This is a genomic window from Pseudoduganella umbonata, from assembly GCF_014192225.1.
Lineage (GTDB): Bacteria > Pseudomonadota > Gammaproteobacteria > Burkholderiales > Burkholderiaceae_D > Rugamonas > Rugamonas umbonata.
This window is the reverse complement of sequence record NZ_JACHXS010000012.1, coordinates 70,769-88,321: the sequence shown is the minus strand read 5'-3', so window position 1 is coordinate 88,321 and position 17,553 is coordinate 70,769. Positions and strand designations below refer to the sequence as shown.

The 17,553-nt window shown below is 66.6% G+C and carries 13 protein-coding genes; 3 read left to right on the top strand and 10 right to left on the bottom strand.

Annotated elements, in window-relative coordinates; translation table 11 throughout:
- Window positions 1-71: 71 nt before the first annotated feature.
- Together FHS02_RS25480 and FHS02_RS25475 are read right to left on the bottom strand one after the other, a co-directional pair.
- On the bottom strand, window positions 72-515 hold the full coding sequence (locus FHS02_RS25480; protein WP_137314198.1) for a hypothetical protein: 444 nt from the start codon (window positions 513-515) through the stop codon (window positions 72-74).
- A gap of 84 nt (window positions 516-599) precedes the next feature.
- Window positions 600-3,890, bottom strand: coding sequence for an error-prone DNA polymerase (locus tag FHS02_RS25475; protein ID WP_137314199.1), 3,291 nt, complete (start codon window positions 3,888-3,890; stop codon window positions 600-602).
- Window positions 3,891-4,099: 209 nt separating this feature from the next.
- On the opposite strand from FHS02_RS25475, the gene FHS02_RS25470 reads away from it, so the two are divergent.
- Window positions 4,100-6,514 (top strand): TonB-dependent receptor plug domain-containing protein, encoded by a 2,415-nt coding sequence (locus tag FHS02_RS25470; RefSeq protein ID WP_137314200.1) that lies wholly within the window; start codon window positions 4,100-4,102, stop codon window positions 6,512-6,514.
- A gap of 97 nt (window positions 6,515-6,611) precedes the next feature.
- Here FHS02_RS25470 and FHS02_RS25465 read toward each other — a convergent pair whose 3' ends face one another.
- The gene (locus tag FHS02_RS25465) at window positions 6,612-7,379 is read right to left on the bottom strand and encodes a class I SAM-dependent methyltransferase (RefSeq protein ID WP_137314201.1); all 768 of its coding nucleotides are present in this window, start codon (window positions 7,377-7,379) and stop codon (window positions 6,612-6,614) included.
- A 108-nt stretch (window positions 7,380-7,487) separates the two neighbouring features.
- Here FHS02_RS25465 and FHS02_RS25460 point away from each other — a divergent pair, with 108 nt between their 5' ends.
- Window positions 7,488-8,312, top strand: a complete 825-nt coding sequence (locus FHS02_RS25460) for a helix-turn-helix transcriptional regulator (protein ID WP_137314202.1) — start codon at window positions 7,488-7,490, stop codon at window positions 8,310-8,312.
- 31 nt (window positions 8,313-8,343) lie between these two features.
- Here FHS02_RS25460 and FHS02_RS25455 read toward each other — a convergent pair whose 3' ends face one another.
- The 7 genes from FHS02_RS25455 to FHS02_RS25425 all read right to left on the bottom strand — a co-directional run bounded on the left by FHS02_RS25455 (window position 8,344) and on the right by FHS02_RS25425 (window position 15,297).
- Window positions 8,344-8,994 (bottom strand): GDSL-type esterase/lipase family protein, encoded by a 651-nt coding sequence (locus FHS02_RS25455; protein WP_175424815.1) that lies wholly within the window; start codon window positions 8,992-8,994, stop codon window positions 8,344-8,346.
- 91 nt (window positions 8,995-9,085) lie between these two features.
- Window positions 9,086-10,207 (bottom strand): pantetheine-phosphate adenylyltransferase, encoded by a 1,122-nt coding sequence (coaD, locus tag FHS02_RS25450; RefSeq protein ID WP_137314204.1) that lies wholly within the window; start codon window positions 10,205-10,207, stop codon window positions 9,086-9,088.
- Between the two features lie 139 nt (window positions 10,208-10,346).
- Window positions 10,347-11,705 carry an ATP-binding protein gene (locus FHS02_RS25445; protein ID WP_137314205.1) on the bottom strand — a complete coding sequence of 453 codons (1,359 nt, stop codon included), beginning with the start codon at window positions 11,703-11,705 and terminating at the stop codon, window positions 10,347-10,349.
- A gap of 20 nt (window positions 11,706-11,725) precedes the next feature.
- A complete protein-coding gene (locus tag FHS02_RS25440) occupies window positions 11,726-12,385 on the bottom strand; it encodes a response regulator (RefSeq protein ID WP_131144411.1) in 660 nt (219 codons plus the stop codon).
- 60 nt (window positions 12,386-12,445) lie between these two features.
- Window positions 12,446-13,936 (bottom strand): Do family serine endopeptidase, encoded by a 1,491-nt coding sequence (locus tag FHS02_RS25435; protein WP_229422686.1) that lies wholly within the window; start codon window positions 13,934-13,936, stop codon window positions 12,446-12,448.
- A 303-nt stretch (window positions 13,937-14,239) separates the two neighbouring features.
- The gene (locus FHS02_RS25430) at window positions 14,240-14,704 is read right to left on the bottom strand and encodes an Hsp20 family protein (protein ID WP_137314207.1); all 465 of its coding nucleotides are present in this window, start codon (window positions 14,702-14,704) and stop codon (window positions 14,240-14,242) included.
- 137 nt (window positions 14,705-14,841) lie between these two features.
- Window positions 14,842-15,297 carry an Hsp20 family protein gene (locus tag FHS02_RS25425; protein WP_137314208.1) on the bottom strand — a complete coding sequence of 152 codons (456 nt, stop codon included), beginning with the start codon at window positions 15,295-15,297 and terminating at the stop codon, window positions 14,842-14,844.
- A gap of 240 nt (window positions 15,298-15,537) precedes the next feature.
- Between FHS02_RS25425 and FHS02_RS25420 the strand changes: the two genes are divergently transcribed.
- A complete protein-coding gene (locus FHS02_RS25420) occupies window positions 15,538-17,445 on the top strand; it encodes a M61 family metallopeptidase (protein ID WP_137314209.1) in 1,908 nt (635 codons plus the stop codon).
- The last annotated feature ends 108 nt before the right edge of the window (window positions 17,446-17,553 follow it).

Sequence of the window (17,553 nt, the reverse complement as noted above, 5' to 3'; positions counted from 1 at the left end):
CAGGTCTACGGAGAGTAGCGACATCGTGCCGCTACTTTATTGCGTACACGCAAGACTTCGGCATAGTCCCTTCAATCGGCCACGACCCAGTCGACCACGCCCTGCCCCGCTTCCTTCACTTCGCGCAGCCCCTCGACAAGCCGGGCCAGCGAGTCATCGGTGACGAGCGCACGCCCCGTCACGGGCTGGTAGCCGCCATCGCCGGACGGGTAGGCGATCGTGAAGTAGAAATTGAAATGCGGCGTGACGTAGTCGTCGAAGCCGAGGATGACGCGCGTCTCGTCGAGTCCGCCGAACGGCAGTCCGCCGGCGGCGGGCGCGGCGTGCGCGGCGATTTTTGCCAGTACCGTGTGCAGGTTCTCCAGGTCCCCATCGCGCAGCGTGACGGCCGCGGGCAGCGATTCGCCATTGCTGTCGACCATCGTGAATTGCACCGGCCACGCATCGGCCGACGACAGTTGTACCTCGATCCGCAATGACGTGACGATGCGTTCATCCTGCAATGGCTGGTTCATGGCATTCCTCCTTGGTGATATGGGTAATGTTGATGTGGTGATGATGGTGTTGGCAGCGTGCCGCCATGCTACCCCAATCACTGCTCAACAGAAGTCACGGCTGGACGTCGGCAGGCTTCCCAGCATCGGCGACAGGTCCACCAGCCGCTTGGCAACGAGGTGCCGCACGATGCCCTCCTGCTGCCACACACCGTACACGCCCAGCAGCGAGGCGCCCAGCACCTCGCGCCGGAAGCGGTCGACGAGGTCGGGCCAGACGATCACGTTGACGTTGCCCGTTTCATCTTCGATCGTGATGAACAGCACGCCTTTGGCGGTACCGGGCCGCTGGCGCACGGTAACGATGCCGGCGCCGCGCGCCAGCTGGCCGTCGGCGAAGGTATTCAGGACGTCGGCCGGCAGGAAGCGCTTCTGCAGCAGTTGCGGACGCAGCAGCGCCAGCGGATGCCGGCCCAGCGTCAGCCCGTGCGAGCGGTAGTCGCCGACGATGTCGTCGCCTTCGCTGGGCGCGCGCAGCGCCGGGGTTTCCTCGATGGCCTGGGTGGGGCGCAGCAGGTCCTTGTCCGGCACCGCGCCCACCGCTTCCCACAATGCCTGCCGGCGGTTGCCGGCCAGGCTGGCAAGCGCATTGGCGCCGGCCAGCACCTGCAGGTCATGGCGATCCAGCTGCGCGCGGCGCGCCAGGTCGGCCACGTCGGCAAAGGGCCGCAGCGCGCGCGTCTGCTCGATCCGTTCCGCCGCCTCGAGCCGCATGCCGCGCAGCAGCGACATGCCCAACCGCACGGCAGGCTGCTCGCCGTGCGCCCTTCCATCATGCACGGCAGGCTGCTCGCCGTGCGCCCTTCCATCATGCACGGCAGGCTGCTCGCCGTGCGCTCTCCCATCATGCACGGCAGGCTGCCCGCCCTCCTCTCTTTCTTCCAGCGCCGAATCCCAGCCGCTGACGGCGATGTCGACCGGCCGCACTTCCACGCCATGCCGCCTGGCGTCCTGCACCAGCTGCGACGGGCCATAGAACCCCATCGGCTGGCTGTTCAGCAGCGCACACAGGAAGGCGGCCGGCTCGTGGCACTTGATCCACGAGCTCACGTAGGTCAGCAGGGCGAAACTGGCCGCATGCGATTCGGGAAAACCATATTCGCCGAAGCCCTGGATCTGCTCGCAGATGCGGTGCGCGAACTCGATGTCGTAGCCCTTGTCCGTCATGCCTTCGATGATGCGGCCGCGGTACTTGTCCATGCCGCCCTTGCGCTTCCAGGCCGCCATCGCGCGGCGCAACTGGTCCGCCTCGCCCTGCGAGAAGCCGGCGGCGATCATGGCCACCTGCATCACCTGCTCCTGGAAGATCGGCACGCCCAGCGTGCGTTCCAGCGCCTCCTTCAACCCTTCCGGGTAATCGATCAGCGTGGGATCGAGGCGGCGCTGCAGGTAGGGGTGCACCATGCCGCCCTGGATCGGGCCGGGCCGCACCAGCGCCACCTCGATCACCAGGTCATAGAAGCGGCGCGGGCGCAGCCGCGGCAGCATCGTCATCTGCGCGCGCGACTCGATCTGGAACACGCCCACCGTATCGGCTTCGCACATCATGTCGTAGGTGGCGGCGTCGTCGCGCGGCACGTCCTGCATGCGGAACTCCACGCCGCGGCGCGCGCCGATCAGGTTCAGCGCGCGCCGCAGTGCCGACAGCATGCCCAGCGCCAGCACGTCCACCTTCAGCAGGCCCAGTTCTTCCAGGTCGTCCTTGTCCCACTGGATCACGCTGCGGTCCTTCATCGTGGCGTTCTCGATCGGCACCAGGCGCGACAGCTTGTCCTGGGCGATGACGAAGCCGCCCACGTGCTGCGACAGGTGGCGCGGAAAGCCCAGCATCTTCTGCGCCAGGCTGGCCCACTGGTTGGCCAGCGGCGCCTCCGGATCGAGCCCGCATTCGGCGAAGCGGTTCAGCAGTTCGTGCTTGCTGTCGAACCAGTGGTGCGACTTGGCCACCTTCTCGACGATGGCCAGGTCCACGCCAAGCGCCTTGCCGGCGTCGCGCAGCGCGCTTTTCGGCCGGTAGCAGATCACAGTGGCGGCCAGCGCGGCACGGTGGCGCCCATACTTCCCGTAGATGTACTGGATTACTTCCTCGCGGCGCTGGTGCTCGAAGTCGACGTCGATGTCCGGCGGTTCGTCGCGCTCGCGCGAAATGAAGCGCCCCATCAGCAGCGTGCTCTCGGCCGGATTGACCTCGGTGATGCCGAGGCAGTAGCACACGGCGGAGTTGGCCGCCGAGCCGCGGCCCTGGCACAGGATTTCCTGCTGGCGGGCGAAGCGCACGATGTCGTACACGGTGAGGAAAAAATACTCGTACTTCAGTTCGGCGACCAGTTCCAGTTCTTCCTCGACCTGCTTCTGCACCTTGGCTGGAATGCCGTCGGGGTAGCGTACCAGCGCGCCGGCATAGGTTTCCTGCCGCAGGTAGGAGGCGGGGGTGTGCCCTGCCGGTATCAGCTCGTTCGGATATTCGTAGCGTAGCTCGTCCAGCGAGAACGTGCAGCGCGCGGCGATGTGCACCGTTTCCTCCAGCGCCTCGCGCGGGTAGACGTTGGCCAGCCGCAGGCGCGAACGCAGGTGCTGTTCGGCGTTCTGCGCCAGCGCATAGCCGCATTCGGCCACCGGCTTGCCGAGGCGGATCGCCGACAGCGTGTCGTGCAGCGGCTTGCGCGAGCGCACGTGCATGCAGACCTGCCCCGCCGCCACGACCGGCAGCCGGTGCTGCGCCGCCACTTCCTCGATGCTTTGCCGGTGGCCTTCGTCGAACGCGCGCTGCAGCAGCGTGAGGCCGAGCCAGGCGCGCGCGCCGAACGTGGCGGCCATCCAGGCCGCCTGCGCATGCAGCCGGTCCACGTCCGCCGGTTCCCACACGGGATACGACGGCAGCAGGACCAGCAGGCAATCGGGCAGGCCGCGCAGGTGCGCGCGTTCGGGCGGCGGCGCCGCGAAGTCGTCCGGCCGCAGCAGGTACTCGCCCTTGGCGGCGCGCGTGCGGCCCAGCGTGATCGTTTCGGACAGGTTGCCGTAGCCGTTGCGGTTTTGCGCGATGGCGAGCAGCGACAGCGCTTCGCCGCCATCCTGGCCGGTCAGCCGGAACCAGCTGCCGACCAGCAGGCGCTGTCGATCGCCGCTGCTCCAGCCTGCCTGTTTTGCCTCGCCATGGGCACGCACCACGCCGGCCAGCGAGCACTCGTCCGTGATCGCCAGCGCCGTGTAGTCGAGCTGGATCGCCCGGGCCACCAGTTCCTCGGCGTGCGAGGCGCCCTGCAGGAACGAGAAATTCGTCATGCAGAACAGCTCCGCGTAGGGCGGCAGTCCGATCGGTGGCGTGGCGGCGGGCATCAGGGTGTTAATACTGTATAAACATACAGCATTATACTCTGCGGTCCGCTTCTCTCCGCCGCACGCCACTCATTCGCCATACCAGAAATTCACCGAAACGCGACACTAAAGCAGTGCGATTTGCAAAATTGTCACACTTGGGGAAGTGCTCATAGTTGATTCGTTGACAGGCCGATAGAATCGCCCCTTTACCTGTTTCGGAGAAACCCTTGTCCACGCTACGTCTTGCCGTCCTGTCCGCCCTGTACGGATCTTCCGCCCTCGTCTTCGCGCCTGCGGCACTGGCCCAGGCACAGCCGGCATCGGAGCCGGTGCAGGTCGCCACGCCGCAGCAGATGCAGACCGTGAGCATCGTCGGTTCGCGCCGCGCCACCAGTTCCGCCACCGACACCGTGGTGCCGATCGACGTGATCCCGCTGACCGCCGCCGCCGAGAAAGGCGGCCAGTTCGACTTGTCGCAGACACTGACCAATATCTCGCCATCGTTCAACTCCACCCGCCAGTCGGGCGCGGACGGCGCCGACCTGGTCGATTCGGCCGCGCTGCGCGGCCTGGGCTCGGACCAGACGCTGGTGCTGGTAAACGGCAAGCGCCGCCACACGTCGTCGCTGGTCAACCTGTTCGGCGCGCGCAATCGCGGCAACACGGGCACCGACCTGAATGCGATTCCGATGCTGGCGATCCGCGACGTGCAGGTGCTGCGCGACGGCGCCGCCGCGCAATACGGCTCCGACGCGATCGCCGGCGTGATGGACATCGGCCTGAAGAAAAGCCTGGGCTGCGAAGCGGTCACCGGCTATGGCCAGTACTCGGCCGGCGACGGCGAGAACTGGCTGGCCTCGGCCTATTGCGGCATCGCGCTGGGCGGCGGCGTGGTCGGCATCACCGCCGAATACCTGGACCGCGGCCGTTCCGACCGTTCCGAGCCGGACAACCCGCGCATCATCGGCGACTCGAAGACCGAGAACCAGACGCTGTACGTCAACGGCGAAATCCCCACCGGCGTGGCCGGCGGCACGGGCCGGTTCTACTTCACCGGCGGCGTGCAGAAGCGCGACGCCTCGTCCGCCGCCTTCGGCCGCGGCGGCGTGGGTACCGACGATATCCCGAGCCGCAATTCGGCGGCGATGTACCCGGACGGCTTCGTGCCCTTCATCAATGGCGACATGGATGACCGCACCGCGATCCTCGGCCACCGCGCCCGCCTGGGCGAATGGAATGCCGATATCTCGCAGACCTACGGCTACAACCGCCTGATGTACGACATCAGCAACACGCTGAACGCGTCGATCGCCAATGCCGACCTGCTGGCCGGCGGCCAGGGCATCAGCCCGGATCATTTCGACGCGGGCGGTTTCTCGTTCGAGCAGTGGACCACCAATGCGGACTTCGCGCGCTACTTCGACGGCGTGCTCGGCAAGGGTCTGAACGTGGCCTTCGGCGCCGAGTACCGCGTGGAAAAATACAAGATCTTCGCCGGCGAACCGGGTTCCTACGTGGACGCCGACGGCCTGGGCAACGGCGGCAATGCCGGCAGCCAGGGCTTCCCCGGCTTCCAGCCCGGCGACGTGACGAACGCGCGCCGCCACAGCACCGCCGCCTACCTCGACATGGAAGCCGATCTCACCGACGCGGCCAAGGTGCAGGGCGCGGTGCGCTGGGAAAAATACAGCGACTTCGGCTCCACCGTGACCGGCAAGCTGGCCGGCAGCTACCGCGTGGCGCCGGCCGCCCTGCTGCGCGCCTCGGCCAGCACGGGTTTCCGCGCCCCGTCGCTGCAGCAGGCATTCTTCTCGTCCACCTTCACCGACTTCATCGGCGGCGTGCCGACCGACGTGGTGCTGGCGCCGAACGGCGGCGCCGTCGCCCGGCTGGCCGGCATCCCGAACCTGAAGGAAGAGAAATCGACCAGCTTCACGCTGGGCACGACGTGGACGCCGACGCCGGCGATCTCCGTCACGGCCGACCTGTACCACATCAAGATCAAGGACCGCATCGTCCTGTCCGGCCGCTTCGATGCCGACAACTACCCGGAACTGGCGGCGCGGCTGTCGACGCTGGGCGTGGGCCAGGCACAGTTCTTCGTCAACTCGGTGGACACGAAGACGCAGGGCCTGGACCTGACCGCGTCGCACCGCGGCACGCTGTTCGGCAACCGCCTGACCACCTTCCTGGCGGCCAATTTCTCGAAGACGACGGTGGAAGACATCCACGCGCCCGCATCGCTGGCCGGGTTCGAAGACGTGTTGCTGTCCGAACGCGAACGGCTGTTCATCGAACAGGGCGGCCCGCGCCGCAAGGCCACGCTGGGCTTCAACTACGTGACCGGCCCGCTGGATACGGACTTCAAGATCATCCACTTCGGCCCGCAGACGCTGGGCACCTTCAGCGGCACCGCCGCCGGCGTGCCGAACCTGCATTACGAGGCGAAGACGTCGGCCGACCTGTCGCTGAGCTACAGCGTGAACCAGAACATCAAGTTCACCGCAGGCGCCAACAACATCTTCAGCGCCAAGCCGACGCCGCAGAACGCCGACGAAACCGACAACGGCTTCAAGTACGACAGCGTGCAGTTCGGCCTGAACGGCACGTCGTACTTCGCACGGCTGCATGTGAAGTTCTGAAAACCGGTGGCGTAGCAGGGACTTCGAGGAGCATCGCTCCTCGCCTGCGCAGCGGAGGTGGCCTGCAGGCCACCTCTCCTTCCTGTCACCGGTTTTTTCAACGCTTTTTGGCAGCGAGCAGGATCGTGTCGACCGTGAAACTGCCGTCTTCCTCGATGGCGAAGTAGTCGCGCACCTCGGCTGGCGCGCGCTGCTGCAGGGAGCGGATGGCCGCCACGTGCGCTGGCGGGGTCTTCATCCGTTCGACCCAGGAGGCAAATTCCAGGCGCAGGCGGTACCTGGCGGTCTCGCCAACGGAAAATCCCGCTGCCGCCAGCGCGGCACGCCACTCGTCCGGCGATGTATTGCGAACGTGCGACGGGTCGCGCAGCAGTTCGAGGCTTTGCAGCCACGTGTCCAGCAACGGCACGCCGGGCGTGGCGACATCCATCAAGATGGCCAGGCCGCCCGGCTTCAATACCCGGTGCATCTGCGCGAGGCCGGCGGGAACGTCGCGCCAGTGATGGGCACTGTACCGGGTGACAGCCACATCGAAGGAAGCCGCAGGACAGGGCAGCGACTCCGCCGCACTGCATTTGGTCACGACGTTATCCAGCCCGCGACGGCCGGCTTCCCCGTCCACTACGGCCAGCATCGCCTCGGAAAGATCGCAGGCGACCACCTTCCCTACCAGCGGCGCCAGGCGAAAGGCGGCATGCCCGCCGCCGCAGCCCAGGTCCAGCGCGACCGCATCCGGACGCCTGCCGACGAGGCTGGCCATCCGTTCCAGGTCTTCGCCTTGCGCATGGACCGCGCTGGCGAGATAGGCGTGCGCCTGCGGACCGAACTGGCTGTTGACGTTTTCATTGTGGCTGGGGACGCTCATGACCGGACTCCTGAAGGAAGGGATGGAAGGCCATTGTGTGCAGGTCCTTTAACTGGTACAAGATGGCTATTTATCCTGGTATAAATGCTGCCACGCAGCCGGAGCGTCATGAACCTGCCCGCCACGCATCCCTCCACGAATTCCGCTACGAATCCAGCTACCGCTCACCAGCCGGATCCCCGCCGCCTTCTCGGCGCCTTCATTCGGGCCCACCGCGAGCGCCTGCCGCCACCGGCCAAGGCATTCGGGCGGCGCCGCACGCCCGGCCTGCGGCGCGAAGAACTGGCCGACGCGGCCGGCGTCAGCGCTACCTGGATCACGTGGCTGGAACAGGGGCGCGAGGTCGCCGCGTCCGCCGCCGCGCTGGCCCGCCTGGCCGATGCCTTGCGGCTCACTTCGGCCGAACGCGCGTCGATGTTCGACCTGGCGCAGAAGCGCGATCCCGCCCCCGCCAAGTCGCAAGCCGGCCTGCCTGGCGACCTTCTCGCCCTGCCATCGCTGTTCACCGGCCCGGCCTACCTGCTCGACCGGACATGGACCGTGCGCGCCTGGAATCCTGCCGCGGCCCGGCTGTTCAGCGGCTGGCTGGACGACGAAGCCGGGGACCGCAACCTGATGCGATTCGTCTTCCTGGCGCCCCTTGCCCAGGCATTGATCGCCGACTGGCCGGAGCGGTCGCGGCGCCTGGTGGCCGAGTTTCGCGCCGATTTCAGCCGCTGCCCGCACGAGCCGGCCATGTTGGAACTGATCGACGACCTGTCGGCGAACAGCCCGCTCTTCTCGCGCTGCTGGAAAGAGCAGGCTGTGCTCCATCGCGAAGGCGGAGAACGCACGTTCAAGCACCCTGCGGACGGCATGCTGCGGTTCCTGCAGACGACGCTGCTGGTCGCGTCGCAGCAGGAGTGCAAGCTGGTCTGCCTGGCGCCGATGTGACAGGTTGCTGTTGCGGGCATGGCTGCCGGGTCTAGACCACACCGCCCCCGTAGATCACGGTACGCAACGTGCACGGATCGTGGCCGAGGGCTATTTCCGCGATGGCGGCCGCGATCTTCCGCCCTCCTTCCGCGGACGGTTCGATCGGCGAGGTGCTCGAATAATCGGCCGGCTTCGAGCAGACCAGGCGCATGTCGAGCACGGGAACACGGCGCATTACCGCTTCCCGGATGATCACGTCATTAAAGAAGGACAGCGCGCCGCGCAGCCCGGGAGCGAGCCCGGGGACGCCATCGTAGATCGTCGACACGACGAACGGCGTGCCCTGCCCGCGCAAGGCGTCGAGCATGGCCAGGTACTCGCGGCGAAACTCCGCCTGCCATGCGGTCAGCAGCTCGGCCGCGGCCAGCACGGTGCGCGCCGGCGTTTGCATCGCCGAGACCAGGCGGAGCGCATTGTTGCCGCCACAGCTGACGACGAGCTGGTTCGGCGCCTGGGGCAAGCCTTTGATGCCGCGCAGCTGGGCCGGCACGTTCGCCAGCACCGCGCCGTCCTGCGCCAGCAGCGACACCCGGTGCACGGCGCCGAGGCGCTGCCGCAACTGGGCCTGCACCTCGGTTCCCTTCGGAACGTACCGTGCGTTATCGAATACCGAATCGCCGATCAATACCACGTGTGTCATGCGGCGCTCCCGATGCCTGGAAAATGGCATGGTGGCACAGCCGGCGAACCGGGCGCGCAGGGTTGCCGCGCCCTGCGGGTTCGCTCGAAAATCACGCTGTCTGGGCCAGTTCCCGCGTCATGTTGACGATCGCCGGCTCGTTGTACTGCTCGGCGAACCATGGGTCGGCATACAGCGTACCCGCATATGCCTTGCCGCGCAGGTGTTCGAGCACGCGGGTGCGCTGCTCGGCATAGCGCTCGTCCGGCACGTGGCCGTATTCGGCGCGGATGCCGCGTGCGTAGTGGCTGTACACCTCTTCGTCCTGGCCGAGGATCGCCAGGTCCACGCCCAGCAGGATTTCCTTCAGCGGATGGGCCACGTGGCCGCCCTGCAGGTGATCGGTGGCGCGGATCAGCGTGGCCACTTCGGCGGCCCGGCCGGCATCCGGTTCCAGGCCGCTGCCGAGCCACAGCTGCGCGCTGGCTTCCTCGTCCGAGACTGCCGCCGGCCCATGGCCATAGTGCGCGTCGTGGAACCAGAATGCGGCGCGTACCAGGTCGGCGTCGCGCGGGGCGGCGTCGGTGTTGGCGGCCCACGCGCGGATCTCGGCCAGGCCGTGCACCAGGTGGTCGAGGTTGTGGTAGTGGCGCGTGGCGCCGCCATAGGCATCGGCACCGGTCAGCCTGGCGAACCAGGCCTGCGCCGCGTCGCCCTGGAACAGCGCCTGCCATTCCTTGTGCAGCCAGCTCGTGATCCACGCGCGGTAGGCCGGCGCCGGCACGAATTTCTTGGTCGTCCAGTTCCAGCCCACCGGGCCTTCCAGCGCCTTGACGAAGCTGGAGCTGACCGAGCCCAGGTCGCGCGGCGGCATCACGAACAGCGTCTTGGCGCCGCCGATCACTTCCACGTTGGTTTGCTGGATCAGGTTTTCGTAATCGAAATCGGCGGTGGTGCGGATGCCGCGGATCAGGTAGTCGACGCCGTGCTTGCGCGCCACGCGCGCGGTGTAGTCGCTCTTCACGATCAGCACCTGCACATTGTCCCACTGCCGTTCGGCGCAGCTCTCCAGCACGATCGCGCGCCGTTCCTCGGCCGAGAAGCGCGGCTGCTTGGTGGAATTCTGCGACAGGAAGACGATCACTTCATCCGCGATCGAACGGGCCTCGCCGATCACCCACATATGGCCGTTGGTGATCGGGTCCAGCGTGCCCGAGAAACCGATTCTTTTCATGCACCCGCCCTGTTGGCTGTCTGTCATGACGGGCATTCTAGCCCAGCGCCAAGCACGAAAGTTTCAAAACAGCCGGTGACAGGCTCCCGTTTTGGAGAAACATTTCCAAAAAACCGGAGCCTGTCACCGGTTTTGCCGTTCAGGCGGCGGTCTTGGCGAGGGGGGCTTTCGTGGCCGCGGGCTTCGCATCGGGGAACGTCACCCGCACCAGCAGGCCGCCCAGCCGCGCGGAGGCGTCCAGCGCCAGCGTGGCGCCGTGCCGTTCGGCGATCGCCTTGATGATGGCCAGCCCCAGGCCGCTGCCGGTCGCGGTACTGCCGGGCACGCGGTAGAAACGGCTGAACACGCGCTCGCGTTCTTCCGGCGAGATGCCGGGGCCGCTGTCCTCGACCACCAGCTCGGCGGCGCCGCCGGCGGTATGCCGCACCGACACGTCGACGGTGCCGCCGGAGGGCGTGTATTTGATCGCGTTGTCGACCAGGTTACGCAGCAGCACGCGCAGCGCATCGGCCTGGCCCTGCACGGTGGCTTCGGCCACTTCGTGGATGCCCAGGTCGATCTCGCGCGCCTGCGCGGCACCCACCATGTCGCCCAGCGTGCGCCGTGCCAGTTCGGCCAGGTCGACCGGGTCCAGCTTCTTCTCGGCCGCCTCCTGCCGCGCCAGCACCAGCAGCTGTTCGACCAGCCGGGTGGCCCGTTCGATGCCGGCCGTCAGCCGCGCGATGGCCAGCTTGCGGGCATCGACATCCTCGGCGCGGTCCAGGCTCAGTACCTGCAGCTTCAGGGCCGCCAGCGGCGAGCGCAGTTCGTGGGCCGCATCGGCGACGAAGTGCTGCTGGGCGTCGAACGCGGTGCGCACGCGGCCGAACAGCAGGTTCAGCTCGTGCACCAGCGGTTTCACTTCATCGGGCAGGTCGGCCTCGGAAACGGGCGACAGGTCTTCGGCCTGGCGCGACGCCACCTGCCGCCGCACGCGCGCCACCGGCGCCAGCGAACCGCTGACGACCCACCACACCACCAGCATCAGCATCGGCGCCATCAGCGCGATCGGGCCGACCGTGCGCAGCGCCAGCGCGCCGGCCATGCGCTTGCGCACCGACATGTCCTGGGCGATCTGCACCGTCTGGTTACTGGTCTGCACCGAGTAGACCCGGTAAACGGTGCCTTTCGCCTTCACGTTGGAAAAGCCGAGCACCGCGCGCTGCGGCAGCTCGGCGCGGGAGATCGAACGGAAGACCTGGATGCCGTCCGGCGTCCAGACCTGCACCACCATGTCGTCGTTGCCGGGGTCGGCGCTGGGGCCGTTGTGCGCGTTCGCCAGCGGCGCGCCGGAGCGCAGCGCCAGCGCCATCTGCTGCATGTGGTAGTCGAAGATCTGGTCCGCGTCGTGCAGCGCGCTGCGGTAGGCGATCATCGCCTGCGCCAGCGCGGCCATGGTGATCGCCGCCAGCAGGAACCACAGCAGGCGGCCGCGCAGCGAGTGCGTGTTGACCTTCATGCGGGAGACCCCCGGCACCTTCATGCTTTCGGCACCATGTAGCCCAGGCCGCGCACATTCTGGATCAGCTCGGCGCCCAGCTTCTTGCGCAGGCCGTGGATATACACCTCGACGGCATTGCTGTTGACTTCATCCTTCCAGCTGTACAGTTTTTCCTCCAGCTGGGCGCGCGACAGCACGATGCCCGGGCGCGCGATCAGCGCTTCCAGCACGGCCCACTCGCGCGCCGACAGGTTGACCTGCACGCCGTTGGCGATCACTTCACGCGTTTGCGGATTGATCGACACGCCCTTGTGCTCGAATACCGGTTCGGCGCGCCCCGCCGAGCGGCGCAGCAGCGCGCGGATGCGGGCCAGCATTTCATCGAGGTCGTAGGGCTTGAGCACGTAGTCGTCGGCACCGGCATCGAGGCCGGCGATGCGCTGCTCGACGGCGTCGCGCGCCGTGGCCACCAGCACCGGCGTCAGCTCCTTGCGCGCGCGCATCGAACGCAGCACTTCGAGGCCGTCCTTGCGCGGCAGGCCCAGGTCGAGCAGCACCAGGTCGTAGGTCTGGGTCTGCAGCGCGGTGTCGGCCATCGCGCCATCCTTGACCCAGTCGACGGCATAGTGCTCGGCCCGCAACAGGTCGAGCACCACTTCGCCGATCATCACATCATCTTCCACCAGCAGCAGCCGCATTTTTTATTGTCCTTTCATGTTCTCGGGCCGCCGCGGCGGTCCATCTTCCAGCGGCGCAGTTTATCCCAATCGCACGGGAATAAAAATGCGCTCCTCGCCGCGCTGGATCAGCAGCGCCACCGATTTCGACGATTTCGACACCATGTCGCGCACCTGGTCGACCGAGCTGACGGGCCGGCCATTCACGGACAGCAGCACGTCGCCCGGCTGCAACCCGGCGCTGGCGGCCGCGCCGCCGGCACGTTCGATGACGAGGCCGGAAGCCAGGCCGACCGCCTGTTTTTCCAGCGGGTCGAGCGGGCGCAGGGCCAGGCCCAGGCGCGACTTCGCGGCCGGTCCGTCGTCCTCGTCGCCGGCATTGGCCAGCGTGCGCTCGGTGGCATTGCCCAGCGTGCCGGCCAGCGCCACGGCCTTGCCTTGGCGCCAGACGTCCAGCGTCACCTTTTCGCCCGGCTTGGCCAGCGCGACGAAGGAAGACAGGTCGCTGGAAGCAACGATCTTCTGGCCATTGATGGCGCGCACCACGTCGCCCGGCTTCAGGCCGGACCGCTCGGCGGCACTGCCCTTCTCCACGTTGACGATCAGCGCGCCTTCCGGCGACGGCAGGTCGAACGAATCGGCAAAGCTCTGGTCCACTTCCTGCGCCAGCACACCCAGTTTCGCATGCACCACCTTGCCGGTGGCGACGATCTGGTCGCGGATGCGCTGCGCCACGTCGATCGGGATCGCGAACGACAGGCCCTGGTAGCCGCCGGTCTGGCTGTAGATCTGCGAATTGATGCCGACCACTTCACCCTTCGTGTTGAACAGCGGACCGCCCGAGTTGCCGGGATTGACCGCCACGTCGGTCTGGATGAACGGCACGCTGCCGTCGTCCAGCGCGCGGCCCTTGGCGCTGACGACGCCGGCCGTCACGGTATTTTCCAGGCCGAACGGAGAACCGATGGCCAGCACCCATTCGCCCACTTTCACGTCCATCGACCGGCCCAGCGGCACCACGGGCAGGTTCTTCGCATCGATCTTCAGCACCGCCACGTCGGTGCGCGGGTCGGAGCCGAGCACCTTGGCGCGGAATTCGCGGCGGTCCGTCAGCTTCACGGTCACTTCGCTGGCATCGCGCACCACGTGGGCATTGGTCATGATCAGGCCGTCGGCGCTGACGATGAAGCCGGAACCCACGCCATGGCTGGGGGCCTGGCCGCCACGCGGCGCGCCTTGCGGCCCCTGGAAGCGGCGGAAGAATTCAAAGAACGGATCGTCGGCGAACGGCTCGCCGCGGTTGTCGTAATTGGTCCTGACGCTGCCGGTGGTGCTGATGTTGACGACGGCCGGGCCATTGCGCGCGGCGACCACGGAAAAGTCCGGCAGCGCGATCATCGGCGCCGGCGTCGGTGCCGGAGCGCCCGCGGCGGCATTGGCCGGCACGGCCGGCGCCGCGGCGGCGCCCACCTGGGTGGCAGGGGCCGAAGCGTCGTGGTTGCCCTGGACCGCGATTGCCGCGCCTGCGCCCAGTACGCCCACCGCGCACAGGGCCAGGACCAGGCGTTTCATGTTCAAGACCTTGTCCTTGCTCATTTCTGTACTCCCCATTGGTTCTGAATTCGATGGTAGCAATATGCTTCTTTCATCTTATACCGCCCTTAACCAAGCCATCAGGAGGCGGCCATGGCTGCGTTGCGGCGCCTTGCCGTGCAATCGGCACTGTCTGCGGCGCCGCGCCTTGCCCTGACCGCTCCTGATGACTTGGCGACCGTGGCCTCGACAACGGCATGCAATGCAAAAGGCCGGGTTACCCCGGCCTTTTGCTACGTTTTACTACCTCGAAGGCGGGCCGGGGCCCGCAAGCTCTGCAAATTACGCGGCGTCGCGCTTCTGTTCCAGCGCGGTCACGTTCGAAGCGGCTTCATTGGTCACGCCATCGATCGCGATCTTGCGCGGCCGGTAGGCTTCCGGCACCTCGCGCACCAGGTCGATCGTCAGCATGCCGTTGTCGAACCCGGCGCCGGTGACCTTCACGTGGTCGGCCAGCTGGAAGCGCTGCTCGAAGTCGCGGGCGGCGATGCCGCGATGCAGGAACGTGCGTTCCACCGCATCCTTCTGCTTGCGGCCGGTGATCACCAGCGAATCGCGCTCGGTGTTGATGTCCAGCTCGGAACGGTCGAAGCCGGCCAGCGCCATCACGATGCGGTATTTGTCCTCGGCCACCAGCTCCACGTTGTAGGGCGGATAGGTGGGCACTTCGGCGGCGTTCAGCTGGTTGGCCAGGCGGTCGATGCCGATGGCGGTACGGTACAGGGGAGTCAGGTCAAAAGTACGCATGATGTATCCTTTCAATAAGCGATATCGGGTGCGGCCCCCATGCGGGCAACCGCGGGTACAAGGTTGGTTTCCAACGAATTTTTCGGGCGGGCGCGCGGCCCGCCAGGCCCGCCGTGATGGCGGGCCGCCTCAGCGCATCAAGCCGCGGCGCGCGACTGCTCGATCGCGGGCGCGCTGTCGGCGCTGCCGCCGATCTCGATCTTGCGGGGCTTCAGCGCCTCGGGCACTTCGCGCACCAGGTCGATCGTCAGCATGCCGTTCTGGAACGAGGCGCCGGTGACCTTCACGTGGTTGGCCAGCTGGAAGCGCTGCTCGAAATCGCGTGCCGCGATGCCGCGGTGCAGGTAAGTGCGTTCGACACCATCCTTCTGCTTGCGGCCGACGATGTGCAGCGTGTCGCGCTCGCTGGTGATGTCGATTTCCGAACGGTCGAAGCCGGCCAGTGCCATCACGATGCGGTACTGGTCCTCGGACACGAGTTCGATGTTATACGGGGGATAGCTGGGCTGGGTGTCAGCGCTGTTCAGCATCTGGGCCAGGCGGTCGAAGCCGATAGCGGTACGGTACAGCGGAGTCAGGTCAAAAGTACGCATGATGGATATCCTTTCAAGGTTAAGCGATATCGAGCCGGATGGTTCTCGTTCCGGCTCCCGTCGGCCCCCTGCTGGGCGACCGATGTACCCAATATACGGCGACCCAAATTAGTTTCAAGGGGCACTTTTTGAAAATTTTTCGTTTTACCTTTTGAAACATTTTCACGTTTCCTGCGTGCTACACTCGCCCGCTTGCATCTACCACGCATCTACCGTGCTCTCAACCCTGACCATAAGCCGATGACCCTGCCATTGCCCCTGCGCGCAGCGATCCTGCCAGCGCTGTTTGCCTCCGCCGTATTCGCCAGTTCCGCCAGCGCCGCCGCGCTGCCCCCTTCGGTGGACCAGCCCTACCCCGGCACGATCCAGATGAAGATCGATGCTTCCGACACCGCCCGCAACATCTTCCGCATCCAGCAGTCGATCCCCGTGAAACCGGGCAAGCTGACATTGCTGTATCCGCAATGGGTGACGGCCCAGCACGGGCCGACGGGCGCGCTGCACCAGCTCGCCGGCCTGAAGGTCTCGGCGAACGGCAAGCCGGTGGCATGGAAGCGCGATCCGCTGAACGTGTTTGCGTTCCAGATCGACGTGCCGCAGGGCGCGAAGACGCTCGACGTGGAGTACCAGCACCTGTCGCCGAACGAAACCGGCCAGGGCCGCATCGCGATGACGCCGGACATCCTCGGCATCCAGTGGCAGTCGATGACGATGTACCCGGCCGGCTACCACGTGCGCCGGATTCCGATCCAGACCACGCTGACCCTGCCCGCCGGCTGGCAGTACGGTACCGCGCTGGAAACGGCGTCGCGCCAGGGCGACGAGGTGAAGTTCAAGGCCACCGACCTGGAAACGTTCATCGATTCGCCGCTGTTCGCCGGGCGCTACTACAAGCAGATCGACCTGGACCCGGGCGCGAAACTGCCGGTGCGCCTGAACATCGTGGCCGATTCGCCGGAAGCGCTGGAGGCAAAACCCGAACAGATCGCGCCGCACCGCGAGATGGTGAAGCAGGCCTATAAACTGTTCGATTCGCAGCACTACGCGCACTACGATTTCCTGTTCGCGCTGTCGGACGAATTCGGCGGCGTGGGCCGCGAGCACCACCAGTCCAGCGAAAACGGCGTGAAGGCCAACTACTTCACCGAGTGGAACAAGACGGAAGCCGTGCGCACCTTGCTGCCGCATGAATTCACGCACTCGTGGAACGGCAAGTTCCGCCGTCCGAAAGGCCAGGACGTCCCGAACTTCAACACGCCGCTGGACAACAACCTGCTGTGGGTCTACGAAGGCCAGACCCAGTACTGGGGCCAGGTGCTGACCGCCCGCTCCGGCCTGGCCCAGCAGGCCAGCGTGCGCGACATGATCGCCAACATGGCGGCCACGTATGCGAACGTGCAGGGCCGCACGTGGCGCCCGGTGGTCGATACGACGAACGATCCGATCATCAGCCAGCGCCGCCCGCAGGTCTGGCCGAACTGGCAGCGCAGCGAGGACTATTACTCGGAAGGCGCGCTGATCTGGCTGGATGTCGACACGAAGATCCGCGAACTGTCGGGCGAAAAACGCTCGCTGGACGATTTTGCCCGCGTGTTCTTCGGCGTCGACAACGGCGTGATCCAGGCCAGGCACTACACGTTCGACGACGTGGTGAAAGCCCTGAACGGCGTACAGGCGTTCGACTGGGCGCCGTTCCTGAAAAAACGCGTCGAGGAAACCGGCCCGGCACCGCTGGACGGCCTGGCCCGCGCCGGCTGGAAGCTGGTCTACACCGACAAGCAGACCGACTTCCTGAAGGGCGTGGAAGACATGAGCAAGACCGCGAACTTCCAGTACTCGCTGGGCTTCTCGGTGGGCAGCGACGGCAAGATCGTCGCCATCGTGTGGGATGGCCCGGGCTTCAAGGCCGGCCTGTCCGGCAATACCACGCTGGTGGCCGTCAATGGCCGCGCGTACAAGCCGGAATTGCTGCGCGCCGCCGTGACCGCGGCCACGAAGGACAGCAAGCCGATCGAGCTGCTGGTCAGGCGGGGCAACGATTACCGCACCGTGCCGCTCGACTACCACGACGGCCTGAAGTACCCGCGCTTGGAGCGCATCGAGGGCACGCCGGACCGCCTGCAATCGATTTTGCAGCCGCGTAAATAAGCGTAAATAAGCGCAAGCAGGCATCTCGCCTGCCGCGGACGGGCGCACCTCCTTCACGGGATGTGCGCCCGCTTTTTTTCGTTCAAGCTACAGTGTGCCGACCTGGAG